The organism is Psychrobacter sp. CX18 (assembly GCF_057396215.1).
The window spans coordinates 299,445-324,433 of sequence record NZ_JBXYJH010000004.1 but is presented as its reverse complement, the minus strand read 5'-3'; the positions used below and the strand labels follow the sequence as shown (position 1 = coordinate 324,433).

The following is a 24,989-nucleotide window of genomic DNA, read 5'->3' as shown; positions in this document are numbered from 1 at the left end:
TATTAAGGACTATTTCGCACTTATTGTCCTATCAGTGAGCTCAGATTGAATGCTCAAAAAAAGAGCTGACTATATAGATAGAACTCCAAAAAATTTGAATTTAAAACCATTTAAACATTACTTTTACTAGGGTGCATTGCATTCAAATCGCAGGGTAACCAGTAATATCTTGAATAGTTTCATATAAAGGCTTTAAGCGATGGTACATCTTAAGGTACACTTCATTGTATAAGCGCTTATAAAGCTGCACATTAGCCTCAATAGGCTCAAACTTTTCGCCTAAATGCGTCATAGCACCACAAGCGGTTTGGTGATCAGGATAGACACTAAGACCAACCGCACAATTAATGGCTGCACCTAATCCCGTTGCCTCATAGGTATGCGGACGATAAGCAGGCATACCGAAGATATCTGCAGTCATCTGCATAGCAGAGTCGCTTTGTGAGCCTCCACCAGAGACGCGTAGGTGTTTGATAGGCTTACCAGTTCGTTTTACGATAGTGTCAAAACCCAGCTTTAGCTCATAGGCAAGCCCCTCTAAGATGGCGCGGTAAACATGCGCGCGTGTATGCACATCACCAAAGCCAATGAGTGCACCCTTGCCCTCAAGTCCCGGATGCCTCACGCCAGGGGACCAATACGGCTGCATTATAAGACCCATTGAGCCTGCAGGGATATCCTTAATGGCTTGGTCGAGGAGCTTCTCGGTATCAATACCTTGATGTTTGGCAAGCTCTTGCTCGTAGTGGGCGAATTGCTCTTTAAACCAGCTGACCATCCAAAAGCCGCGATATATCATATATTCTGGATTATAGTAATGAGGTACGGCCGCCGTATAAGGCGGTATGTGTTTGATGACTTCTACATAATCGGGCGTAAAGGTGCTAATAGTAGCGGTAGTACCAAAGCTTAAACACGCGGTATCAGTTGCTAAGCCAACCGCACCCAAGGTCTCACAGGCTTTGTCACTGGCAGCGGCAATCATGGGAGTACCTTGAGGGATGCCAGTTGCCTCAGAAGCTTTGGCGCTAATTTTACCTAAAGGCTGGCTCGGTGCAACAATTTTTGGCATTTGCTCCGGACGACAACTAAACAATCGCCATTTAAAGTCTTTAGGCTTTAGCCACTTTTGGGCTTTGTAATCATACGGCAGATAGCCCACCGACTGAGCATTAGAGTCAATAAGCTCTCCGGTGAGCTGATAGGTAAGGTAGGTTGAAAGGTTGACATAATGTGCTGTTTTAGCCCAGATTTCAGGCTCATGGTGGGCAATCCAATTACCCCGCGCTTTTTGTTGGGCATCTTTGACCAAATCACCCATGCCAGCCAGTTTGGTAATTGGACCTAAAAACCCAATATCATTGGTTTTACCCCGGCGCAAATCCATCCACACAATGGCGGGTCGTAACGGCTTTTTGTCTTTATCTAAACAAATCATGGTGTAGCGCTGGGTTGCTAGACTGACGCCTGCAATTTCACTAGGCGTGATCGTGCACGTTTGCCATAGCTGTTGGCATGCCTCAGATAACTTTTGCCAATAGTAGTCGGCATGTTGCTCAGCAAAATTAGGCTGACTAGAAAAATAAGGCTTAAGCGCTACACGAGCTTTGCTAACTTCTTGACCAAATTGATCGAAAATAATCGCTCTGACGCTTTGAGTACCGTTGTCAATACTGAGAAAATAGATTGACTCGTCATTATTGTGATTAGTCATGGTAGTCCTTTACCAAAGTGCTAGTGTGTCCATTAATATGGAGTAATGCTCGTTGACAAGCTCGTTGACAACTTGAGCGTATTATCATCATAGAGCTATGCTACAGGCAAATGATAGTAACGATGCCATAGCTCATCATAGCGCTCAGCTTCTTGCTGCCACTTGGTATCGTCCCAACCCAGCTCCTGTTGGCACAGCTGCTTTAATCGGTCGCTTATGGGCGGGGTCATAGCGCCGTTTGGTAGTATCAACCCTATTCGGGTACGCCGCAATAACAAATCGTCTAAGTGAATGACTTGCTCATAGCGTAATGCAAAACGAATCTCTGCCCATAAGGTATTACTATCAGCGATAGACTCCAAGTCTTCGTCATTCGCAAGCTCGAGTAAGGTGTCTATTTGTCTACCATAATAGCCTTGCAGACGATGTTGCAAGGGTCCTGCTAAAGTGGCAAACCTTGGATGGGTTGGCACAGGGTTAGTAAAGACGCTATCGTCACTGCTCGGATTTAGTTGATGGCTGTTTTGTGCGATGTTGTTCTTAAGGTCATCATTATGCGCCAAAATGGGTAAACAGGCATTAATAACATCAAGAGCAATCAAGCGAAAGGTGGTTAATTTGCCACCACTCACCGTCACTAAATTATTATCTACCCACACACTGTGGTCGCGTTTTTCTTTACTGGGGCTCACCCGCTTGCCATTACCGGCTGCAGAAATAAGCGGACGCACACCTGCCCAAGTACTGATGATGTCATCACGACTTAGTTTGACATCATCAAATAGCTCATTGGTCGCTATTAATAGGTAATCGACCTCTTCGCTTGTAATACCTACTTCTTTATCATCTAATGTCGGATGATCTAAATCGGTGGTACCAATCACCGTGCGATTTTCCCAAGGAAAAACAAACACCGCCCTTTTATCGACAGGGTGTAAGAAAGTAAAAGCGTGAGTAAGGGGTAGCTGCTCTAGACTGATAACTATATGACTACCGCGCGAGGGGCGAATTTGTTTGCGAAAGGGTTTGATGGTTTGACTTAATGTTGCCTGGGAAGTTTGGCTCTGAGTTTGGCTTAAGGTTGAATTGAGGGTTTCATTGGAGGTTTGATTGACAGCCTGCCTGCGTAACGTATCCGCCCAAGCTCCCGTAGCGCTAACCACAACGTTGGCATATATCTCATAGCTGGTCGTATTATCGTCAATATTAGTATGTGACCTATTATCAGAATCAGTATTAGTAGCCGTCTTACTCTCTACCTGATTTGCTGTATCTCTCAGCTTTGCACCAATCACTAAGCCTTGTTCATCATAGATTAAGGCATCCGCTTTAAGATAATTAATCGCATGCGCACCGTCTTTACTCGCTTCATCTAACACACGCATGACAAGACGCGAATCATCGGTGGACGCATCACTAAACTGACTGGCGCCTAGTAACCTTTCTTTTTTAATTCCTGGATTAAGTTTTAAAAACGCCTCTCTTTTAAAATATTTAGAATAACGTTTGCCAGCTATTTTGTCATATACCTTCAGTAACGTATTAAATATCCAGGGTGGCGGAAATTTGCCCTTATAGTGCGGCATTACATAGTGCATCTCATTGACCAAACCGCTGGCTTCTGTAAGAAAGCGTTCACGTTCACGTACGCTTTGTACTGTTGTTTTATAATCACCCGATGCGATATAGCGTAGCCCACCGTGCACCATTTTGCTGGAGCGGCTCGATGTGCCCCATGCAAAGTCTTTTTGATCAACCAATAATATTGCTAATCCACGCCTTGCCGCCTCTCGTGCAATACCTGCACCTGTAATCCCGCCACCAATAATGAGTATATCCCAAGGCTCAGTACGTGTTTGAACCATATTGAGCGCCTGCTCACGTTGCATAGAGGGGTTCATAAATCGTCCTGTAATAACACACCGGGATTCATACGTTGTTCAGGATCTAAACTTTTTAACATATCGGCAGTGACTTTAAGGCCCAACTCTCCCTTTTCAGCTTTAAGATACGGGGCATGATCACGCCCCACACCATGCTGATGCGAGATGGTCGCCTTTCCATTTGCGACACTCAAGCTTGTCGCCTGTTTAATTTTTTGCCAGCGTTGTAAGGTACTGGCGTAATCCTTAGCCGTTCTAAAGAAGTAAGTGGTATACAAGCTAGCGCCCTGTTTATAAACATGGGAGATATGAGTGAAGGCCATGACCTCCTCGCCCTCATCTACTAGAGAGGTTTTTACGGCCTGTTGCATCTGCGCCATCTGCTCATCAATGTTACTCCAGTTGGTTGCGGTCTCAAAGGTATCCACCATGATACCCCTCTCCCATAACGTGCCTCGTAAATACGGGAACTTAAACCGACCATGCGCCCAAATATTGCCCATAATATCGGTCAGTTTACCGGTCACCCCGCCATGCTGTTTCATGAGTTGTTTCATTTGAGCAAGGGCAAGCTTATTCTGCGCCTTATTGCCAGAGACACCATACGTTAACATCACTTTATCTGATGTCAGTCTGCGGGCTTTTAGATAAGCACTGATGGCAACAAATTGGCTAGGCGTGGTGCCCAGGTGCAAATGAGCATCGGTCTCGACGGCATTGCTCAGTCGTAACATAGAGAGACGAACATCTTGTTGTACTGCTTGTCTAAGTAAGGTTTTGCCCGCTTCCCAATGAGGTAGAAAAGCCACTTTAAATAGCTCTTCCTCAGGCAGTGGTTGAACGCGCATTTTGACTTCGGTAAAGATACCAGCCCGGCCTTCGGTACCCATCATCATCTCGCGCAAATCTGGGCCGGCAGACGAGGCTGGAATATCAGGAATGTTTAAAATACCTTGCGGAGTGACCAACGTGCCACCTGCAAACATCTGCTCGATACGACCGTAGCCCAAAGACTGCTGACCACTAGATCGAGTGGCAATCCAGCCACCTAAAGTAGACAACTCCCATGACTGCGGATAGTGACCTAAGCGGTAACCCTGCTCACCCAACTGAGACTCTACCGCTGGCCCTTGCGCGCCGGCACCAAATGTCGCGATTTGGCTCTCAATATCCAAATCAAGCAGCTGATCCATTTGACTCATGGCAATGGTCAAAACAGGACGTGCTTCTTTAATAGGGTTAATGTGACCCGCAACTGAGGTACCGCCGCCAAACGGTATAACGATCAAATCATGTTCGCTGGCAAGTTTCAGGAGCATCTCGACATCTGAGGTATTTTGCGGCATCGCAACGCCGTCTGGGAATACCTCAAACTCGCCACTGTGCATGGCTATCCAATCTGGAAAACTTTGACCACGTGCGTGTCTGAGTCTGACTTCTTTATCCGTTGAGACTATAGATAAGCTCGTAATAGCGTCAGGTAGGCGCGACTCAGGAACGGTTTTTAAGACCCGTTGTAAGCTAACAGAAGGTAATTTAGTTGTCTTACCGATATGGGACTTGATTAATTTAGCCCCATGTGGCGAGACTTTTTTATTAATGCTAACGTTACCCCAGCCATTCCAACGCGTTTGTTCGATTGGGGTATTACGGGACATACTATCAGGCGTAGTATTGGACATATTGTCGGACGTATTTTTAAGCGTGTTTTTAAACGTATTATGGGACGTATTAAGTGTACTCATGCGATTTCACCTGTCCATGGTTTATTTTATAGTTAAATTTAAGTCTTAAAAAATGGTGACTTAATGCTGTTAATCATGCTACTCATATATTTAAGAGTATACTAGCTAAAACCACAGACGCATAAGTTATACCATCAATAAATAATTTTATACACTATATCTTTAACTCTATCCTAACCACAAATAAGGCTTCTACTTCAATAGAGATAGTCGCCTGCCCGCCATGAGCGTTCACAATAGATTTGACGATAGACAATCCTAGACCTGTTCCAGAGTGTGGTAAATGAACTTGAGAGTAAAGTTAGACTCATCTATGAGACTCTAAATCAACCCTTTATACAAGAAGAAAATTGCCACAGCGGTTAACAACACTGCAAAGCATTGCTTTAATAATTGTGGGGATAAGGCATGTGCTACTCTTGCGCCTAACTTAGCAGTAAAAAAGCTCATACTCGCTATGCCTAAAAATGCATATATATGAACAAAGCCTATCGCATTTGGCACCTCTAAATGTTTTTGCATTCCAAAAAACATAAATCCTAAAGCACCGGCAATAGCAATAGGCAAACCACAGGCGGCAGACGTGCCAACGGCTTTTTGCATCACCACGTTATATCGGGTCAAGTAAGGCACGGTTAAGCTGCCACCACCAATACCAAAAATAGCAGAAGCGATGCCAATACCCGCCCCTGCGGCAACTTGCATTGGAGGTGATGGTAGGACGATATTGGTATTATTCATCTTGGCTTTAGCATTGGCTTTGATCTGCCTTTTGCCACTGGTAAACATTCTATAGGCTACCCATAACAGAAATAGCCCCACTATGACTTGCAGATGAATTCCTGATAACAAACCAGCAATCCCAGCGCCAGCAAAGCTGCCTAGCGCCAGGCCTGGTGCTAAGTTTTTAAAGACAGGCCACAGCACAGCACCTTTTTTATTATGCGCCATTAAAGAGCTGATGGAGGTGACGATAATTGTCGCCAGTGACGTACCTAAAGCAAGATGCATTATCGCATCAGGGCTAAATCCCATTTGAGTAAAGACGATAAAAAGCAGAGGTACGATAATTGTGCCACCGCCGACACCGAAGAGTCCTGCTGCAAATCCTGCCAGCGCACCTATTAGTAAAAATATGATTAATTCCACGTGATATTGTCTTCTTTTTTGAGTAAATAAAGGATTATTTAAAGGTTGGATAGGGCATTTATTCTGAGCATAAAACAAGCGTTTGATCGATTTAAGAGAATCCGTTTAACTTAAATTTTAATTCGAGCTGTCATTCAAGTTTTTAATCAAATACTCTCTTAGGCCATTTGCTTATGATCCGTCTCATTGCTTAATTTATGCTCTACTTTTTGACCTACAGTATGATAGCGACGATCAAAGTATACCAAGCTTTCATCCTGACGGCTTTGATTGATGGCGACAACACGACACATAAACACACTGTGGGTGCCCACTTCCTGAACCTGCTCTATTTTACAATCAAAACTGACCAATGCATCCTCTAAAATGGGCGCACCCGTCACTAATGTCGTCCATGAGCCCTGCTTAAAGCGCTCAACTGAATCTAATTTGGAGGCAAACGCATTGGATATAGGTTCGTGTTGGGCGCTAAGCACATTAACGCTCAAAACCTTATTATCTATAAAGTGCGCATGTGATCGAGACGTGGTATTCATGCAGACCAACAAGGTTGGCGGCATGTCTGTGACGCTACAAACCGCAGAGGCAGTAAACCCATGTACCCCAGCATCTCCGGCTGTGGTGACGACATTGACTGCAGTCGGTAACAATGACATGGCGTCTCTAAAATGCGTGGCTTCAATCATGATTAGTATCCTAAATTTTAGTTCGCTACTTGGCAGTTAATTCATCACGAACGATTTTGGCACCAGCACTTAACGCTTCCAGCTTACCACGTGCCACATGGCGTGACAAAGGGGTCATACCACAGTTGGTTGACGGATATAACTTATCGGCTTCAACAAATTGCAGCGCTTTACGTAACGTACTGGCAACCTCTTCAGGGGTCTCAATACTATTGGTTGACACATCAATAGCGCCGACCATGACCTTTTTGCCACGGATTAATTCTATCAAATCCATGGGCACTTTTGAGTTTTGACATTCTAGTGACACGATATCGATTTTTGACTGTTGCAGCTTAGGAAACGCTTGTTCATATTGACGCCATTCTGAACCTAGGGTTTTTTTCCAGTCATTATTGGCTTTGATACCATAACCATAACAAATATGTACTGCTGTCTCACACTTGAGCCCCTCAATGGCACGCTCTAAGGTAGCAATACCCCAGTCGTTCACGTCATCAAAGAACACATTAAAAGCAGGCTCATCGAACTGTATAATATCCACGCCAGCCGCCTCTAGCTCTTTGGCTTCTTGATTGAGGATTTTGGCAAATTCCCATGCCAGTTTTTCACGGCTTTTATAATGGTCATCATACAAGGTGTCAATCATGGTCATCGGACCAGGTAGTGCCCACTTTATCGGCTGATCAGTTTGCGCTCGTAAAAATTTGGCATCCTCAACAAATACCGGCTTGGTACGACTCACCGCACCAACGACAGTCGGCACACTTGCCTCATAACGGTTACGAATTTTGACCGTTTCACGCTTTTCAAAATCTACGCCATCCAGATTTTCAATAAAGGTGGTCACGAAATGCTGGCGGGTTTGCTCACCATCACTGACAATATCAATTCCTGCTCGTGCTTGTTCTTGTAGTGATACCCGCAGTGCATCTTGCTTGGCTTCAATCAGCTCCTCACCCTCTATTTTCCATGGTGACCAAAGCTTTTCGGGTTCTGCAAGCCATGAAGGTTTTGGTAAACTGCCGGCGGTTGAGGTTGGTAATAATAGGTTAGTCATGTTTGTTTATTCTCTTTATTTAGCGTTGCTTTTTAAATAGCGTCACTGTCAATTTATTTCGTAACGTTGCAGGTTAGAGCGGTTTAGCCCTGATTGCCGTGGATATCCTTGACAGTGGACGGGATTGCGAGCGCTCGACTAGAGGGGGTCGCTCGAATGTTGGAACGACTCTAGTCTTAGCGCTCGCTCCCGTCCGCTGTCAAGATAGGAACAAAAAGCAGGATTAGCTATGATGTTATTTAAATAGTAAATAATTGAATGAGCTAACTAGGCACTTTGTGGTTCAATAGATTCATCTTCAACGGTTTTATGTTCATTGTTTTTTTTAATTGGCTTATTGATATCAAAGCTAGCAGCCCACTTATCAAGAATGTCTTTGTAAGGCTTAATAAACGTCTCTTCAGTCAACTTACCCTGCTTAACGGCAAGCTGGCTACGCTCTTCACGATCATAGTCAATTTGAGTGTGTGAATAATCTTGATAAGTGAGGCTCGGTTGAAATACCTGAGCAGCACTCGAATTAGCATTATAAATCTCAGGACGATAGATCTTTTGGAATGTCTCCATCGTCGCAATCGCACTAATGAGCTCAATATCAGTGTAGTCACGAAGCAAGTCACCAGCAAAGTAAAACGCTAAAGGGGCCACACTACCCGCAGGCATAAAGTAGCGAACTGTTAAGCCCATTTTGTGGAAGTAGTCATCCGTTAATGAGTATTCATCTTGGCGGTATTCAACCCCCAATACTGGATGCTGGTTTGTCGTACGGTGATAGGTCTTGCTGGTCGATACGCTAAGACATATCACTGGTTGTTTATTAAAGTTGGCTTTGTAAGTCTCTGAATTCACTAAATCTTGAAACAGCTTACCATGTAACTCACCAAAACTTTGCGGCGGCGGTGTGTCTGGGTTTTTGTCAAAATGATCCAGTAACACCACGCTAAAGTCATAATCACGTACATAAGACGAGAAGCTATTCCCAATCATACCGTCAATGCGAGTATTGTATTTATGGTCAATGACGGTTGTTTTTAGCATTTCAATAATAGGAAAATTAATACCATTACCCTCGACATCCATATCGACTGAGACGATATCGACGTCAACCGTATAACGGTCTGCTGCGGGGTTATCCCAATGTGCCAGCGCGTTAAAACGGTTGTTAATCATCGTTAGGGTCTTACGCAGGTTGTCTTGACGTTGCTCACCACGCGCTAAATTGGCGAAGTTAGTCGTCAGACGCGTGCTATGGGCAGGCTGATAATTTTCATCAAAGTGAATGGTTTTGATTGAATAGCGAAACGTGTTACTCATGATGATTTGCACCCTTAATGAATGATTTAAAACCAAATTTATTTTAGGAGCTTATTAAACCATGAATGAAAACATGAATAAAACGATATAACTTTAATATAAGATGAATTTTATTCATGTTAGTTGACTTTGTCTTTTTTAGTTATCATTGTTACTCCTCAAGCTATACAAGACATCAATTCAATTCAAATCAAATCAATTCAAATCAACTTAAAACCAATCTCGCTGCCTAGTGACTCATCATAATTTATATAGGCCACACCGTTCTCAACTTATTAAAATTAAAATTTACTGTAGGTTGGTGCTTTTAGCCCAACAAATTATGAAAGGCCTTTAATCAAAAATGCTGGGTTAAAGACACAACCTACTTTAAGAGTTGATGGTAAAGTTATATTTATAAATAGACAATAAAAAGTGTGTGTAGTCCAATTGTTACTGGATAAACATTCTGAAACGAATTTAAAACAGTCCTACTGTCATAACATTTGGCGTTGTATGTCAACATAATGATTCTTCAAACCTTTATATACCTTCATATTTAGCTTGAGATCCACCCTCCTATATGCCGTCAACCTATATTCAACCTACTAATTTCTCAGACTATTTATCTAATCAAATAGGCTATTGTTTGTTTTTAGATATTGATGGGACGTTGGCGCATTTTACGATTGATCCTAAAGCCAGTTTTGTTCCAAAGACGACATTAACACTATTACATGACATTCAATGTCAGGGCTTGCCAATAGCTGTGGTGACAGGGCGTAGTCTCGTTGAAGCTAAGCAAATGCTATCTCCCCTTCAATTACCGATCGCCGCAACGCATGGCTTAGAGATGTCGCTCGAAGGTGGTCAGTATTTTAACGAGGCGAATGATGGCAATGGGCAAGTAACTAACGCATTGCCAGTCAATACAGTTGAGCTTAATGCAATTAAGCAAACCATACTCCAATCTTGCCAGCCTTACACAGATTTTACGATTGAGCAAAAGCCTTACTCTTGCGCTCTTCATTATCGCCAAAACCCTACATTAGCTGATGTTGCTTATCGCCTTATGTCAAATCTAATAGAGGACTATCCTAATTGGACTTTAAAACAGGGCAAATATGTCTGGGAAATTGTACCGAAAGGGGTTAATAAAGGCGCTGCTATTTTGAGCTTATTATCTATACTGGCAACCAAGTCAACCAAGCCGCTGTGCCCTATTTTTATAGGTGATGATATAACCGATGAAGCTGGATTTACAGCAGTTCAACAGTATGTATGGTCAAACAATAGTGACCACTTAAGTTTAAATACGGCTACTCAGCCATTTGCTAAAACCCGTCATAATGTACCCATGACGGGTATCGGTATCAAAGTTGGTAGTGAACCTACGGCTGCCCGTTACAATGTTAAAAATATTAATGAGGTGATCCCGCTTCTCGAATATTTTTTGAGTTTAAGTCAAATGAATTACCCAATTTAACATCATGTTCCAAACACTAATCCTAAATTTTTAAAATAGGTCATTTAATAATCAATGAGACAAAATATATGAGCCGCTTAATCGTTTTATCAAATCGGGTAAAATTGCCCGACAATAATCCGATGGCAGGCGGACTTGCCTTAGCGATGCATGACGTATTGAGCGAAAACTCTGGTATCTGGATGGGCTGGAATGGCGACATTATTGAGGTAAAACATGATGTAGATCATAACAACTTAAATTTTACTGCCTTAAATTTTAGTGAATTACCTACTAGTGATTCAGAACTGGAACGTTTAAAAGATCAATCATCTAAATCAAAGCTGACGTATATGACGACCGCCTTAACGTCAAATCAATATCAGCACTATTACTGTGGATTTGCTAATAATGTGTTGTGGCCCATGTTACACGAGCAAACCGATTTGATGAGTCAGGCTCCACATGATTATGACGGGTATCAATCTATAAACCGTCTTTTTGCCAAGCAGCTTAGTGACGTTAGCAAACCTGAAGATGTGATATGGGTGCATGATTATCACTTTTTAAGTGTTGCTTATCATTGTCGACAACTGGGTATGCGTAATCGCATTGGATTTTTTTTGCATATTCCTTTTGCGCCACTATCGTATTGGCAACAGTTAGATAAAAGTGCAGAGCTGATTGAGCATCTCGCCCACTACGATATAGTTGGCACCCAAACTCATCATGACAATTCCAACTGTCTTGATGTATTTAAACACTATCTAAAGAAGCAGTTGAGTACTTCGTTTAATAGCCAGTTACAAATCAGTGTTAAGGGTAGAGGTGTAAATACAACTGGAAAAGCGCAAACTTTACTAAATTTAAATTTAAATCTTAAAAATACAAACAACAACCCTCATCGTCTCATCATCAAAACTTACCCTATTGGCATTAATGTTGCTAAAATTCAGCAGCAAGTTCATCATTTAAATGTGCTAGCCACTCTTCATAATAAGAATAAAAAATCAACTGTGCCAGTTGATCAGTCTGTTAAGCAAATAATTGCCGTAGATCGTATTGATTATTCAAAAGGGTTATTAGAGCGGTTTACATCGTATGCTGATTTTTTACAGCAATATCCACGCTATCAAAACCAATTAAAATTTTTACAAATTGCTTGCCCGAGTCGTTTGGACTTGCCTGCGTATCGGTGTTTATACGAACAAGTTAGACACACCGTACAGTATATTAATCAAAAGTTTTCACCCTCTAAACATACCTCTGCTAGCAAACAAACGACAAATAGCAGCATAGCAAATGAGGTTCATATCTATAATAGCCTTAATGATGCTCATGACATTAAGGATACTGACAATAAAAGTACCCATTGGCAGGCGATTACTTATAGTGAAAAGGTGTTAACCCATAAAACATTAATGACTGAGTTTTGGCACAGCGACATTGGGTGGGTAAACTCGCTAAAAGACGGTATGAATCTAGTGGCTAAAGAATATATTGCCGCCCAAAATCCAGATAATCCTGGTGTATTGGTACTGTCTTGTTATGCAGGTGCTGCCGAGCAGATGCAAGATGCTGTCATTATCGACCCTAAAAAACCAGATAGCGTCATTCAAGGGCTTAAAACAGCTTTAGAGATGCCGTTAGACGAGCGTAAAGCCCGTCATGATAAGTTGCTGAAAGGGTTAAAACAGCATACTTTACATGACTGGCAACAAGCTTTCTTAGATGACTTATATGGGTTAGAAGAGGACATGGTTTCCTAATTCAAAGTACCTTGAATTATGTTCCTTAAATTACGTACCGTGAATATAGGGTTTCTATACCAAAGAACCTACACAAAAGGGCATTGATAAAGAGCATATTGAAAAGGTTATTAAATATCAAAAAAGTTATCACTACGTTTTGAAAGATTATAAAAAATTATAAAAAAAGGAAATTATATGTTCCCATTAGAGACTGAAAATTCGATATTAGAAGACATTAAACAGGCTATAGCTGAGTGTTGGCCTGCCCGCGAAAAAGGTATAGATACATTAGTGATGACCGAAGACAATCGCATGGATATACTAAATATCTTAGTTTCCTATGCGCATAAAGTCCCCCACCCTGCTAGCGGTTTTAGACCTAAAACTAATCAAGATAAAACTGCAGATGTTAATAATATTAATGTTGCACAATCGCAAACCCTGCTACGCTGGCAAATATTAGCATATATATCAGGGATTGATTTAACCCTTGCTAAATGGTTTGAATCGCATTTGGATGCCTTAAGTATCTTAACAGAAGTCGGCTATGACAAACCCGCTCAAGGACTTTGGGCAGTTTGGGCAGCAGAAGGTCATCCAGATCCTATTCGCTATCAGCAAGGCAAAATCAGTGGCACAAAAGCATGGTGCTCTGGTGCTAATATCGTCAACCATGCGCTGATGACATATCGTGATGATAACGGTCAATCACAGTTATTAATAGTCGATATGCACAAAGATGGTGCAATTCAAGAATGCCAAGAAGGTATTACCATTAATAATAGTGAATGGCAAGCCGTAGGAATGCAGGCTACCGATACCGCCACTGTTCAATTTAATCATGTGCCTGCCACCAATGTTGGGGCAGCGAATGAGTATCTAGAACGTGCAGGCTTTTGGCATGGTGCAGCAGGCGTTGCCGCTTGCTGGTACGGGGCAACATTGGGCATAGCTAAATATCTAATACAGTCTTATCAGCATAAACCCAATGATTATAAAGCCATGTATTTGGGGCAAATTAGTACAGCATTGGCAGTCACTCAACAGTATTTTTACCATGTGGCTGAGTTAATGGATAGCCAACCTAGCCTTAGCCACGAGCTTGTCATCCGTCAATTAAGAGCAAACGTTGAACTGCTCGCAAGACAAGTATTAGAGACCGTCGGTCAAGCGTTAGGTGCAGCACCCTTTTGCCGTAATGCTCACTTTGCAAGATTATCAGCAGATTTACCGGTGTTTATACGTCAAAGTCATGCGGCTTTCGACTTACAAAGAATTGGTGAACTGGCAAGTGAGCTTAGTCAGCATAACCATCAATTAAGTAGCAATGCTATCAGCACTATAGCGAACAAGCAGGACACGTTATGGCAACTTTAAACTCTGATAATGAGAAAAATCATCCTATAGTTGGTGATCGGGTTATTGAAGGGGATGGCACCAGTCAAGAGGCTTGGAGGAATTGGCAAGGGTTACATGACCTCCCCCATTTAGACATTACCAAGCGCTTTGCCCCCCATCAGCGGGTGTGCGTTTTTGCTCCTCATCCTGATGATGAAGTATTGGGCTGCGGTGGATTACTTCAACAATTGGCTACTAATGGCAATTCCATTATCCTAGTTCATGTGACCAATGGTACTCAAAGTCATCCAGAGTCAACGATTTATCCACCAGAAAAGCTTGATATTATCCGTCCTCAAGAGAGTCTTGCAGCAATAGAAGCGTTAGGTATTTCTAATCAAGTGACCACTATTGCGCTTAACTTAACGGATGGGGATGTCTTTAACCAACAAGCACTATTCCATCAAAAGCTCGCTAAATTTATTAAACCTAATGATATTTTAGTCACGTCTTTTATTCATGATGGTCATCCTGACCATGAAGCCACGGGTCAAGTAGTCGCTACCTATGCGAAACAACATCATTTAGACTGTTACCAAGTCTTAATTTGGGCTTGGCATTGGGCGAAACCAAACGATAGTCGCATACCTTGGCATAACGCTATTCGAGTTGACTTAGACGCTGAACAGTTACACCGTAAAGTTCAAGCGATCCACTGTTTTGAAAGCCAGATTACGGTTGATGAGAGTACTGGCAATCCGCCCATTTTATCTGTAACCACTATTTCTAGAATTAGCCAGCCATGGGAAGTATATTTATATGAGCCCCAATCCTAAATTGACTGAGTCGCCAATACCTATGAAACCGACACCTTTAAATCCTACTAATAAGCATACCGTTGCACAAAGTACATCAGCAGATAATTGCCATTATTCTAAAAACAAAGCCAATAGTCAAAGTAATCATCAATCCACTAGCCACGCTGAAACTGAAACTGAAACTGACCAAACTGATACTTATTCAGAATCTTATTTTGATGCGTTATATAGTGACAATACTGATCCATGGCAGTACCAGACACGCTGGTATGAAAAGCGCAAACGGGACATTTGTCTATCGGTACTGCCTCAAGCCCAATATAGCAGTGCTATTGAGTTAGGCTGTGGTAATGGGGTGTTTAGTGAATTGCTCGCGCAGCGATGTCAGGCACTGCTCAGTATTGATGGCAATAACAATGCGGTGCAACTTGCCAAGCAACGTTTAGAAGACTCACCCCATGTCAAGGTATTACAAGGGGTTATTCCTAAGGTATTGTATCGTTTAGAGTCAGCACTCTTAGAGGCTAATCCTGAGGCTTGTTTGAACACTTACTTTGAAGACTATCCGATTAGTGACAACGTATCATCAACCCATTCTCAATCCCGCACTCAATCCTTCGATCACCGCTTCAATCACCGCTTCAATTTGATTGTTATTAGTGAGATTTTATATTATTTGGCACCCGATGATATCGATACGGTTATTGAATGGATTAAGCAAAATCTTGCAGTCGGTGGCACGCTGTTATGTTGCCATTGGCGTTATGACATTGATGGCTTTGAGATGAATGGTGATACCGTGCATCACCTTTTACAACAAGCTCTTAATTCTGCCAGCCATAGTAAAGACTTGAAACCGTCTGAACCTCATATTGAACTAAAATCTGAACCTATAACTCAGCTGGAACCTAAATCAACCTTTACGCATCAAACGCAACTTGTGGAACGTGATTTTTTATTAGATGTCTGGATTAATTCACCACAGTCGGTCGCCATGCAAGAGAACCTTGTATGACAGCTATCAATATCGCTATTGTTATTCCTGCGCACAATGAGGCGGAAACTATAACCGACTGTTTAATGTCGGTTCAGACCGCCATTGAACAATTGCCCGCCTCAATTGAGGCCTTTCCGCTGGTGTTGCTGGACAGTTGCACCGATAACACGCTTGAGTTGGTTCAATCCGCTGGGGTTAAACATATTAGCTGTGAGTATCGCAATGTGGGTCAAGTCCGTGATGAGGGAGTCCGTCATGCTATCACTCAAGGTGCGACATGGATTGCGTGTACTGATGCAGACTCGGTCGTGCCTTCAAATTGGCTAGTAAAACAAATTGATCATATTACTCGTTTAAATGCGGATATGATTTGCGGCGTTGTTAGTATAGATAGCTGGGCACATTTAACGCCACAAACTCGAAAAGATTATATCGCTCATTATCAAGATACGATGGATCACCGCCATATCCATGGGGCAAACTTGAGCTTTAAGACCGATGTCTATCAGGCTGTTGGCGGTTTTGCGCCCCTACCCTGTCATGAAGATGTGGATTTGGTTAAACGGTTTGAAGCTCAAGGGTTTAATATTATCTGGAGCAATCAAGTCCGTGTTATTACCAGCAGTCGCCTGCATGCTCGCGCCCAAGAAGGCTTTGCAGCATTTTTAGTCAATTTAGAGAAACGTCATGAGAAGTAAGCGGCTTTAAACCTCTATTTTAATATTGAAAGACTATGTCATCATTACTAAAACAATGATATAAAAGCTCTTAAATAACTCGTACAAAGTCTGTAAAACAATTAAAACTTAACCATAATACAGTGACTTTGGGAATGAAGAACAACCCTCACTTAAGACCTAAAGGCGCAAGCTATGAACAACAATGACAATAAATACAATGAATACGCCAAAAGTGAAATTCGTGAGTTTTTTTATAATGACATTCCAAAATTCCCCTTTAAAGTGTGTTCTCAGCCAACTTCATTATTGAATGTGACCAATCGCAGAACGATGATGCAACTGTGTCGCACACTACGCACGATTGCACTATATGATTGCTTAGATAAGTTTTTTCTTAATATTTCAGAAGACGCTTATCATGAAAACTTGAATGACTTTGAAAGAGAAATTGTACAAAGCGAGGGCTATAAAACCTTTTTGTACCTGCATGATTTACGCTACGATATCTTGGAGCGAAACGTTCAAATTCATACTTGGGAATATTTACGTCAAAGAAATTATATGACTGATGATAATATAGACGAGTTTGGTGAGGTTGCCTTTGTGCCGTTTTTTAATGAAGAAGAAGATGATGAAAGATTTAACATACTGTACGGCTCTAGGAATTCAGACGCACGGTTCTACATTGCATTTATATATTACAGTAAGTGGCATCAAGTCGTTGTGTCCAGACGCTCTGGGAAACACCTTTTTCTCACGCTAGCGCAGATCATTTCTTATGATTATAAAGACTTCGATATCCATCAGTCACGCCGGGAATCTTTAGAAAATCATAAGATTAAACTCCCTGATAACCCAGAAACTATCAAGTCCCTAGTCAGCATGATTGGATTGCAAGGCGTTATATTGCCTGCTTCGGTTTATGAATCAAAAACAAAATGCTAGAGTATTTTATGCAACATCTATTATTTTAACCTTCCCAATATACTTAAAAACCCCCTTAATATGTTATCAAATTAAGTGTTAAGTTGACGCTAACAAGTTTAGTCAAAAGAACTATTAAAACGGTTACGGTTTGTTATCAAAATTTGACAATATATTGTTATTTGTTACCATAAGTGCCTTATTTTTTGCTCTATTTTTAATTTAGTGTCTATCGATACAAATTTATCATACAAGTTTGCAGGCTTTAAAAACCTCGCAAGTCAACATTAGTGATTCCTAAAGCTTTGATACGACTCATTCGCTTTAATCACTACTCTAGATTCATAGAATTTTTAAAACGGTCTGATTTAACCATGAGACCTCTTTATCAAACTCAGCATTGGCTTTCGTTATAACGAGCGCTAAGGCTTAATACAGCCTCAATTTATGACATAAAGCTACTCTAATATTGATAAAGGTAGTAAATATCAGCAAAACGGCTTTGCTTGAATTTTATCAACTTTACATAGGACAATATTATGAGTATACATCCTGATAAAATCCCCAAACCCCTCATTGATCGTTTTCGTAAGCGTCTCTATACCACTGACCATGAGGTCGGCGAGAATAATATTGAAGTTCTCGGTATGGACATTCATAACCCTGTATTTGGTATTTCTGCGTTATTAGTATTAGGTTTTATTATTTTTACATTGGTAATGCCAGAGCTTGCCAATACGTGGCTCAATGGTGCTAAAACATGGGTAGTTAATACATTTGACTGGTTTATGCTCGTTGCCAGTAATCTATTCGTGCTTTTTTGCATAGCACTCATTGTCTCTCCCTATGGGAATATACGCATCGGCGGTATTAAGGCTAAACCTGAATTTGGACGCTTGTCTTGGTTGTCCATGTTATTCGCCGCTGGTATGGGTATTGGTTTGTTATTTTGGTCAGTCTCTGAGCCTTTGGCTTATGCGAGTGGCTGGTTTGGGACGCCTTTGGGGGTAGAAGCTGGTACGCCAGAAGCGTTCAAAGCGGCGATGGGCGCGACCATGTATCACTGGGGGCTACACCCTTGGGCAATTTATGCTACCGTCGGTTTATCCTTGGCATTATTCACCTTTAATTTTCGCTTCCCACTGACGATACGTTCCGTTTTTTATCCGTTATTTAAAGAAAAAACATGGGGCCTACCTGGTCATATCATCGATACCGTGGCAGTCTTGGCGACTATTTTCGGTTTAGCGACTTCTTTAGGTTTAGGCGCTAAGCAAGCGGCTACTGGTCTAGAGTATTTATTTGGTATCAATTTGGGTGGCAATACCTTAGAGATGATTATTATTGCCGTTGTCACTATGCTGGCCACCATTTCGGTCGTTCGCGGCTTAGACGGCGGTGTCAAAGTGTTATCTAACTTCAATATGCTAGTGGCGATGATATTGTTGTTATTTGTGTTCCTAGTTGCCAATCCGTTACAGTTACTCTCAAAAATGTTTGAGACTGGTGTCAACTATGCCTCTTACATATTGCCTTTATCAAACCCTATTGGGCGTACGGATACCGACTTTTATCATGGCTGGACCATCTTTTATTGGGCCTGGTGGATAAGTTGGTCACCTTTTGTCGGTATGTTTATCGCCCGTATCTCGAAAGGCCGTACCGTTCGTGAGTTTTTAACCGCAGTGATGGTCGTACCAACAGTTGTAACCTTGATATGGATGACTGTATTTGGTGAGACAGGTCTTAGCCAATACAAAAATCAGGTCGGAGAGCTATCTGGAGGAGTTACTGATGCCTCCTTAAGTTTGTTCCAGATGTTAAGCAACTTACCTTTTGCCACGATTACTTCTTTAATTGCCATTGTATTAGTGCTGGTCTTTTTTATTACCTCATCTGATTCGGGCTCTTTGGTCATTGATACCATGACTGCCGGTGGTAAGCTTGAAGTGCCCGTTGGACAACGTATTTTTTGGGCAGTTACTGAAGGTTTAATTGCTATCGCCTTACTATATGGTGGTGGTGAGGCTGCACTAACCTCACTTCAATCAGGGTCAGTGAGTACAGGCCTGCCCTTCACCTTTGTACTGTTAGTGATGTGTGTGAGTTTATTCTTAGGCTTAAGACGCATTTATAAAGCGCGTGAATGGCTTCTTGATGAACTTGAAAAGTATTAGCAATTACATAGAGTTCATTTATTAGAACTGCCCATATTAAACTCATACAATTTAAAACGCATTCTATTGTCCAACTGACAGTAGAATGCGTTATTTATTTAACATAGTCATAAAGTACAGACCCTCACTCATCGTTATCTATTAATAAGATGTTATGAAACAAAACCTTGAAGCTAATGATCTAACCCAACGCACTCAATACTTAAGAGTATTTTTAATGGGTATTAGTGCTTTTGTGATGAATACCACCGAGTTTGTTCCTGTGGCTTTATTAAGCGATATCGCTCAGGACTTCTCAATTACTACCGCTGAGACAGGATGGATGCTTACCCTCTATGCATGGATAGTGGCCGCCATGTCACTGCCCCTAATGCTACTGACTAAAAATCTTGAGCGAAAGCGGTTGCTACTCGGTATCTTCGCCTTATTTATTGTCAGTCACGTATTATCAGTGGTTGCGTGGAGCTTTAATGTACTACTGATTAGCCGAGTGGGGATCGCTTTTGCCCATGCTATATTTTGGTCAATTACCGCGGCCATTGCGATTCGAGTCGCTCCTGAAGGCAAAAAGGCGTTAGCGCTAAGCGTTGTCGCTACTGGGACGTCACTGGCTATGGTTTTAGGTGTGCCATTAGGGCGAATGATAGGTCAATGGTACGGGTGGCGTACCACGTTTGGCGGTATTGGCGTTATTGCGCTGCTCGTCTTTATATTGCAAGCCAAGCTGTTACCCACCCTGCCTAGTCAGTTTAAAGGGTCATTTAGCAAAGTACCTGAACTGCTTAAAAATCCATTGTTAGTGTGTTTGTATGTTTTAATCTTTTTGGTCTTTACCGCACACTATACAGCCTACTCTTACATCGAACCCTTTATGCGTGACATTGGGGCTATTAGTGAAAATCTAGCTACCTTTGTGTTATTACTCTTTGGCGGGGCGGGCATTATTGGAAGTATTATTTTTAGTCGTTTAGGTGATAAGCATGACACCTTATTAATGATCTCATCAACTATTATTATGCTATTGTCGATGCTGAGCTTAATGTATGCGGTATCATCAATATGGTTATTTAGCCTTAATGCCCTTCTTTGGGGAACAGCGCTCATGCTCCTTATTATTTCAATGCAAGCCAAAGTATTAATGGTTGATGAGCATGCTCAAGATATGCTGATGTCTATGTTCTCAGGTATTATTAACCTCGGTATTGGGGCTGGTGCCTTGATCGGTGGCTATGCGGTCACGGGATTATCCTTATCAAGCATCGGCTATGTTGGAGCGGCTATTTCCACTATCGCTATTATACTGATGATCTATACTATCAAACGTTTTCCTTCTATACGTTAAGCGCCTTTGTTATAAACAAAACATGATAAAGGTTACAGCTTGGTATAGACGTCATTAGCATAAGTTCTACTAAATGCTTAAACATTCGTTGACTGTTGTATGACGCCGCATTTTTTATTAAGACCCTTATAGAATAGCATGATAAATAAGTTTTGAGCGCCTACCCACTAATGAGAATGTGAATATTTAGCCTTAACACGTTTTAAAACCTAAAATTTAGCGGATCCATTTTTACAATTATGACGAATAAACGCTGTTAAATTGCTATAGACCTCGTAGACGTTATTAGGTAAATTTATGGTTAGCAAAACTTGTGATCATATAATTTTATGAAAAAACCTACTTTTTCTTAATACCAATTAACTCCCTTAAACCAAAAACTCCTTAGCAAAGCAGTTTTGGATTTTAAAATATCATTTGGATGTTCAAATTACCTTTATCTTAATTGTTTAAACGTGCCAAATTACTATCAATGGTTTAAATACTAAGTGATAGGTATATGTATGGTTCGGCTTTTGACAAGGGAACTTTTACCAGTCCTATATTAGGAGAGTGACATGCAAAATAGTCAATCAGCTACTAAAAATCTTGCGAATTCTAACAACTCTTTCATTGCTAAAAACAGCATTATGATTGGGTTATGCTCCTCAATTCTTATGTTAACGGCTTGCCAACCTAAGGCAAATAATGCAGAGGATGTGAAAGCGGCTGTGACAGTAGATCAAACAGATAACACCGCAAATGATATGGCACAGTCACCCGAAACTGCCCCTTACAATGGACATCACTTCCAGAGTGAGCATACTAATGAACATCATATGCAAATGGCAACCGATGCCAATGCTAGCGAGTTTGAGCATGCCTATATGTCTGGTATGAATAAAATGCATGATGACATGATGGCTGGGATGATGGCCAATGATGCCGATGTGGCCTTTGCCAAAAGCATGTTACCTCACCATAAGGGGGCAGTAGATATGGCAAAAGTACAGCTTAAGTATGGCAAAGATAATGCCATGCGTAAGTTGGCTGAAGATATTATCAGTGCCCAACAAGCTGAAATTCAGCAAATGCAAGACTGGCTACAGTCTCATCCAGATACTGACAAGCAAGACTATACTCCAGCTATGCAAAAGGCCTATCATGACAGTATGCAGTCTATGCACGATGAAATGATGAAAGGTATACATAGTGATGACCCCGATATGGCTTTTGCGATGGGTATGTTATCTCATCATGAAGGCGCGGTCGCAATGGCAAAAGTGCAACTTGAATATGGTAAAGACAAAGCAATGAGGAAGCTGGCTCAAGATATCATCAATGCTCAGCAGTCGGAGATTGAATTAATGCAAAATTGGATAGCATTACATTCTTAATCAGGACTCTTAATTGCGCCTTTTAATCAAGACTCTTAAGATTCATATTCTAAAAATACGTGGCTTTTAAGACTTAGCCTGTAATCAATATGTCAATGATTAAAATATCTTCCTGCCTTCTCAATAAATAACAATTAAAAACCCCCATTGCTATGTTTAGCAATGGGGGTTTAATTTTAACTAACGGTTTGATGATTATTAAATGACAACAACTATTAAGTCTAACTTGCTGTTGCATATGGACACCAAAAGCGGTTTAGCCTTGATTGCAGCGAATATACTGCTAGAGTTGGCATACTGCGTTGCTTGGTTTTGTCGTGGCGACGCGAAGCAAGCGACACGACAAACCATAGCAAGCGCATTGCCAACACTGGCAGATAGTAGCGTAAAGCAAGAATAGCTCCCATTACTTAGCTGCTTTAGACGCCTCCTCTCTTTTATTTACATATAACGCTGTCTATAACAAGGGTTGACCCTATGAGAAAAGCAATAATTAATAATAAAACATTAGCATATAAAAGTGAGCATAAAAATAGGGAGTGATAATTATAGGTAAATGCGACTTATTATAATTTTTATTTAAAGTTGCAGACTGTAACCAACAGAATTATAAATTTCAATACATTAATTTATGTAATCAAACACTTATCCTATAGACTCATTAACACCTAATTTATATAAATTAACTCAAATATAGGCTTGCGTAACATTCGCTTAACATATATATTATTAATGCTCTTTTATATTAAAGGGCATATTTAGGCAAATTACAAGGATGTCTCAGATTACCCCTCAAATATTGGCATACGTTTTGCATCTCTCATATTCAAAGTTCAACAGATTCACGACGCCATTAACTGAACTTCTTGTTTAATTTAAATCGTTTATTTTCACTTTCTTTCAAATAGCCAATTAGGAAGCCAATATGAAATACCCTCTTTTTAAACTCAGTTTATTAGCTGCAGCAACTTTAGCCGTCACAGCTTGTGGTGGTGGTAATGAAGAAACTGCTGCTGGTAATGGTTCAGAGGCCGCTAAAACGCTTATTTACTGTTCAGAAGGGAGTCCCGCTGGTTTTGATCCTGCCCAATACACCGCTGGTACAGATTTTGATGCAAGCTCCTACCCTATTTATAATGGATTGGTTGAGTTTAAACGTGGTGAAACTGAGATTCAGCCAGGTTTAGCAGAAAGTTGGGATATTAGTGAAGATGGTAAAACCTATACGCTACACTTAAGAAAAGGTGTTAAGTTTGGAAAAACCGATTATTTTACGCCAACACGCGACTTTAACGCAGATGATGTGGTCTTTACATTAAAACGTCTAACCGATCCCGAGTTTGAGTTTAACAAGGCTTATCAAGCTGAATTCCCCTACTCTGTCGATATGGGTTTACCCGAGAACATTGCTAATATTGAAAAAGTTGACGACTATACGGTCAAAATCACGCTCAATGAAGTAAATGCACCATTCCTGCAAAATTTGGCCATGCCATTTGCTTACATTGACTCTGCCGAATATGCACAATCCTTATTAGATGCCGGTCATGCCGCTGACATCAACACCAAGCCGGTGGGTACAGGACCATTTGTATTTACCTCTTATCAAAAAGATTCGCAAATTCGTTATACCAAAAATCCAGACTACTGGAATAAAGACGATATCCATATCGACAATCTTGTCTTTGTCATTACCAAAGACTCTGCGGTAAGAGCTCAAAAAGTGCAGGCTGGCGAATGTAACGTATCAGCCTATGCCAACCCTTCTGAAGTCGAATCTGCAAAGGCGTCAGGCAAAGCTAATGTCCTTGAACAGCCCGGATTTAACGTTGGATATATTGCGTATAACACGGATAGACCAGAGCTTAGTGATCTACGAGTGCGGCAAGCGCTTGATATGGCGATTAATAAAGACGCTTTAATTGATGCGGTTTATCAAGGTGCGGGTGTGAAATCAACCAATCCTATGCCACCATCACAGTGGGGCTACAATGATAGGTTGCAAGATGCGCCTTATGACACCGCTAAAGCCAAAGCCATATTAGATGAGGCAGGTGTTAGTGGCTTTGAAACTGACTTATGGTATATGCCCGTTCAACGCCCTTACAATCCTAACGCCAAGCTAATGGCTGAAATGATACAAGCTGACTGGGCTAAGATTGGGGTTAAAGCCAACCTTAAAACCTTTGAGTGGGGTGAGTATCTAAAACGCGCCAACAAAGGTGAGCATGATGTGATCCTAGCAGGCTGGACGGGCGATAATGGTGATCCTGATAACTGGTTAGGTGTCTTATTATCGTGCGATGCGGTAAATGGGAATAACTATGCACGCTGGTGTAATGAGGACTTCGATAAGTTGGTGATGGACGCCAGAGCCATTACTGATCAAGACGAGCGTATTGAGAACTACAAACAAGCGCAAGTTATCTTCAAAGAACAATTGCCTTGGACCACGGTAGCCAACTCAGTTGTAACCGTACTCACAACGCCGAATGTTAAAGACTATAAAATTAGCCCATTAGGTTCGATTCGTTTTGATGGTGTCGATATTGAGTAGCTATTTAATAGTTGCCTATTAACTACTTATTAGT

The 24,989-nt window shown here is 41.3% G+C and carries 19 protein-coding genes and 1 pseudogene; 12 read left to right on the top strand and 8 right to left on the bottom strand.

The features are described from left to right. Positions 1–142: 142 nt before the first annotated feature. The 8 genes and pseudogenes from AC2SLT_RS05150 to AC2SLT_RS05115 all read right to left on the bottom strand — a co-directional run bounded on the left by AC2SLT_RS05150 (position 143) and on the right by AC2SLT_RS05115 (position 9,551). The gene (locus AC2SLT_RS05150; protein ID WP_486546558.1) at positions 143–1,714 is read right to left on the bottom strand and encodes an FGGY-family carbohydrate kinase; all 1,572 of its coding nucleotides are present in this window, start codon (positions 1,712–1,714) and stop codon (positions 143–145) included. Between the two features lie 95 nt (positions 1,715–1,809). Next, positions 1,810–3,615 (bottom strand): glycerol-3-phosphate dehydrogenase/oxidase, encoded by a 1,806-nt coding sequence (locus AC2SLT_RS05145; RefSeq protein ID WP_486546557.1) that lies wholly within the window; start codon positions 3,613–3,615, stop codon positions 1,810–1,812. Continuing rightward, on the bottom strand, positions 3,612–5,342 hold the full coding sequence (locus AC2SLT_RS05140) for an FAD-binding oxidoreductase (RefSeq protein ID WP_486546556.1): 1,731 nt from the start codon (positions 5,340–5,342) through the stop codon (positions 3,612–3,614). The genes AC2SLT_RS05145 and AC2SLT_RS05140 overlap by 4 nt, the downstream gene beginning before the upstream one ends. A 154-nt stretch (positions 5,343–5,496) precedes the next feature. Next, positions 5,497–5,607, bottom strand: a pseudogene (locus tag AC2SLT_RS05135) (hypothetical protein); the annotation flags it as partial. Positions 5,608–5,663: 56 nt separating this feature from the next. Further along, the gene (locus AC2SLT_RS05130; RefSeq protein WP_486546555.1) at positions 5,664–6,491 is read right to left on the bottom strand and encodes a sulfite exporter TauE/SafE family protein; all 828 of its coding nucleotides are present in this window, start codon (positions 6,489–6,491) and stop codon (positions 5,664–5,666) included. Between the two features lie 158 nt (positions 6,492–6,649). Then, on the bottom strand, positions 6,650–7,177 hold the full coding sequence (locus AC2SLT_RS05125) for a flavin reductase (RefSeq protein WP_486546554.1): 528 nt from the start codon (positions 7,175–7,177) through the stop codon (positions 6,650–6,652). Between the two features lie 25 nt (positions 7,178–7,202). After that, positions 7,203–8,237 (bottom strand): methionine synthase, encoded by a 1,035-nt coding sequence (locus AC2SLT_RS05120; RefSeq protein ID WP_486546553.1) that lies wholly within the window; start codon positions 8,235–8,237, stop codon positions 7,203–7,205. A 267-nt stretch (positions 8,238–8,504) separates the two neighbouring features. Continuing rightward, entirely contained in the window at positions 8,505–9,551 is a 1,047-nt protein-coding gene (locus AC2SLT_RS05115; RefSeq protein WP_486546552.1) for a DUF1852 domain-containing protein, read from the bottom strand. 562 nt (positions 9,552–10,113) lie between these two features. Between AC2SLT_RS05115 and otsB the strand changes: the two genes are divergently transcribed. From otsB to AC2SLT_RS05055, 12 genes are all read left to right on the top strand, one after another. Beyond that, positions 10,114–11,016: a trehalose-phosphatase gene (otsB, locus tag AC2SLT_RS05110; RefSeq protein WP_486546551.1), complete on the top strand. Its 903-nt coding sequence runs from the start codon at positions 10,114–10,116 to the stop codon at positions 11,014–11,016. 68 nt (positions 11,017–11,084) lie between these two features. Further along, complete coding sequence (locus AC2SLT_RS05105) at positions 11,085–12,764, top strand: alpha,alpha-trehalose-phosphate synthase (UDP-forming) (protein ID WP_486546550.1); 1,680 nt, start codon at positions 11,085–11,087, stop codon at positions 12,762–12,764. 177 nt (positions 12,765–12,941) lie between these two features. Next, positions 12,942–14,123, top strand: coding sequence for an acyl-CoA dehydrogenase (locus tag AC2SLT_RS05100; RefSeq protein ID WP_486546549.1), 1,182 nt, complete (start codon positions 12,942–12,944; stop codon positions 14,121–14,123). Further along, the gene (locus AC2SLT_RS05095) at positions 14,111–14,920 is read left to right on the top strand and encodes a PIG-L deacetylase family protein (RefSeq protein WP_486546548.1); all 810 of its coding nucleotides are present in this window, start codon (positions 14,111–14,113) and stop codon (positions 14,918–14,920) included. The genes AC2SLT_RS05100 and AC2SLT_RS05095 overlap by 13 nt, the downstream gene beginning before the upstream one ends. Then, entirely contained in the window at positions 14,904–15,917 is a 1,014-nt protein-coding gene (locus AC2SLT_RS05090) for an SAM-dependent methyltransferase (protein ID WP_486546547.1), read from the top strand. The genes AC2SLT_RS05095 and AC2SLT_RS05090 overlap by 17 nt, the downstream gene beginning before the upstream one ends. Further along, positions 15,914–16,597, top strand: coding sequence for a glycosyltransferase family 2 protein (locus tag AC2SLT_RS05085; protein WP_486546546.1), 684 nt, complete (start codon positions 15,914–15,916; stop codon positions 16,595–16,597). The genes AC2SLT_RS05090 and AC2SLT_RS05085 overlap by 4 nt, the downstream gene beginning before the upstream one ends. A 174-nt stretch (positions 16,598–16,771) precedes the next feature. Beyond that, entirely contained in the window at positions 16,772–17,524 is a 753-nt protein-coding gene (locus AC2SLT_RS05080; protein WP_486546545.1) for a hypothetical protein, read from the top strand. A gap of 518 nt (positions 17,525–18,042) precedes the next feature. After that, the gene (locus AC2SLT_RS05075; protein WP_486546544.1) at positions 18,043–19,680 is read left to right on the top strand and encodes a BCCT family transporter; all 1,638 of its coding nucleotides are present in this window, start codon (positions 18,043–18,045) and stop codon (positions 19,678–19,680) included. A 154-nt stretch (positions 19,681–19,834) separates the two neighbouring features. After that, the gene (locus AC2SLT_RS05070) at positions 19,835–21,022 is read left to right on the top strand and encodes a sugar transporter (RefSeq protein ID WP_486546543.1); all 1,188 of its coding nucleotides are present in this window, start codon (positions 19,835–19,837) and stop codon (positions 21,020–21,022) included. Positions 21,023–21,579: 557 nt separating this feature from the next. Beyond that, positions 21,580–22,398, top strand: coding sequence for a CopM family metallochaperone (gene copM / locus AC2SLT_RS05065; RefSeq protein ID WP_486546542.1), 819 nt, complete (start codon positions 21,580–21,582; stop codon positions 22,396–22,398). Between the two features lie 202 nt (positions 22,399–22,600). Then, a complete protein-coding gene (locus AC2SLT_RS05060; protein WP_486546541.1) occupies positions 22,601–22,798 on the top strand; it encodes a hypothetical protein in 198 nt (65 codons plus the stop codon). Between the two features lie 525 nt (positions 22,799–23,323). Beyond that, positions 23,324–24,955, top strand: a complete 1,632-nt coding sequence (locus AC2SLT_RS05055; RefSeq protein WP_486546540.1) for an ABC transporter substrate-binding protein — start codon at positions 23,324–23,326, stop codon at positions 24,953–24,955. Positions 24,956–24,989 lie beyond the last annotated feature (34 nt).

Excerpts from the sequence above, each read along its gene's own strand:
- AC2SLT_RS05150 (WP_486546558.1), bottom strand. The coding sequence starts at position 1,714 with ATGACTAATCACAATAATGACGAGTCAATCTATTTTCTCAGTATTGAC.
- AC2SLT_RS05145 (WP_486546557.1), bottom strand. The coding sequence starts at position 3,615 with ATGAACCCCTCTATGCAACGTGAGCAGGCGCTCAATATGGTTCAAACA.
- AC2SLT_RS05140 (WP_486546556.1), bottom strand. The coding sequence starts at position 5,342 with ATGAGTACACTTAATACGTCCCATAATACGTTTAAAAACACGCTTAAA.
- AC2SLT_RS05125 (WP_486546554.1), bottom strand. The coding sequence starts at position 7,177 with ATGATTGAAGCCACGCATTTTAGAGACGCCATGTCATTGTTACCGACT.
- AC2SLT_RS05120 (WP_486546553.1), bottom strand. The coding sequence starts at position 8,237 with ATGACTAACCTATTATTACCAACCTCAACCGCCGGCAGTTTACCAAAA.
- AC2SLT_RS05115 (WP_486546552.1), bottom strand. The coding sequence starts at position 9,551 with ATGAGTAACACGTTTCGCTATTCAATCAAAACCATTCACTTTGATGAA.
- otsB (WP_486546551.1), top strand. The coding sequence starts at position 10,114 with ATGCCGTCAACCTATATTCAACCTACTAATTTCTCAGACTATTTATCT.
- AC2SLT_RS05105 (WP_486546550.1), top strand. The coding sequence starts at position 11,085 with ATGAGCCGCTTAATCGTTTTATCAAATCGGGTAAAATTGCCCGACAAT.
- AC2SLT_RS05100 (WP_486546549.1), top strand. The coding sequence starts at position 12,942 with ATGTTCCCATTAGAGACTGAAAATTCGATATTAGAAGACATTAAACAG.
- AC2SLT_RS05095 (WP_486546548.1), top strand. The coding sequence starts at position 14,111 with ATGGCAACTTTAAACTCTGATAATGAGAAAAATCATCCTATAGTTGGT.
- AC2SLT_RS05090 (WP_486546547.1), top strand. The coding sequence starts at position 14,904 with ATGAGCCCCAATCCTAAATTGACTGAGTCGCCAATACCTATGAAACCG.
- AC2SLT_RS05085 (WP_486546546.1), top strand. The coding sequence starts at position 15,914 with ATGACAGCTATCAATATCGCTATTGTTATTCCTGCGCACAATGAGGCG.
- AC2SLT_RS05080 (WP_486546545.1), top strand. The coding sequence starts at position 16,772 with ATGAACAACAATGACAATAAATACAATGAATACGCCAAAAGTGAAATT.
- AC2SLT_RS05075 (WP_486546544.1), top strand. The coding sequence starts at position 18,043 with ATGAGTATACATCCTGATAAAATCCCCAAACCCCTCATTGATCGTTTT.
- AC2SLT_RS05070 (WP_486546543.1), top strand. The coding sequence starts at position 19,835 with ATGAAACAAAACCTTGAAGCTAATGATCTAACCCAACGCACTCAATAC.
- copM (WP_486546542.1), top strand. The coding sequence starts at position 21,580 with ATGCAAAATAGTCAATCAGCTACTAAAAATCTTGCGAATTCTAACAAC.
- AC2SLT_RS05060 (WP_486546541.1), top strand. The coding sequence starts at position 22,601 with ATGACAACAACTATTAAGTCTAACTTGCTGTTGCATATGGACACCAAA.
- AC2SLT_RS05055 (WP_486546540.1), top strand. The coding sequence starts at position 23,324 with ATGAAATACCCTCTTTTTAAACTCAGTTTATTAGCTGCAGCAACTTTA.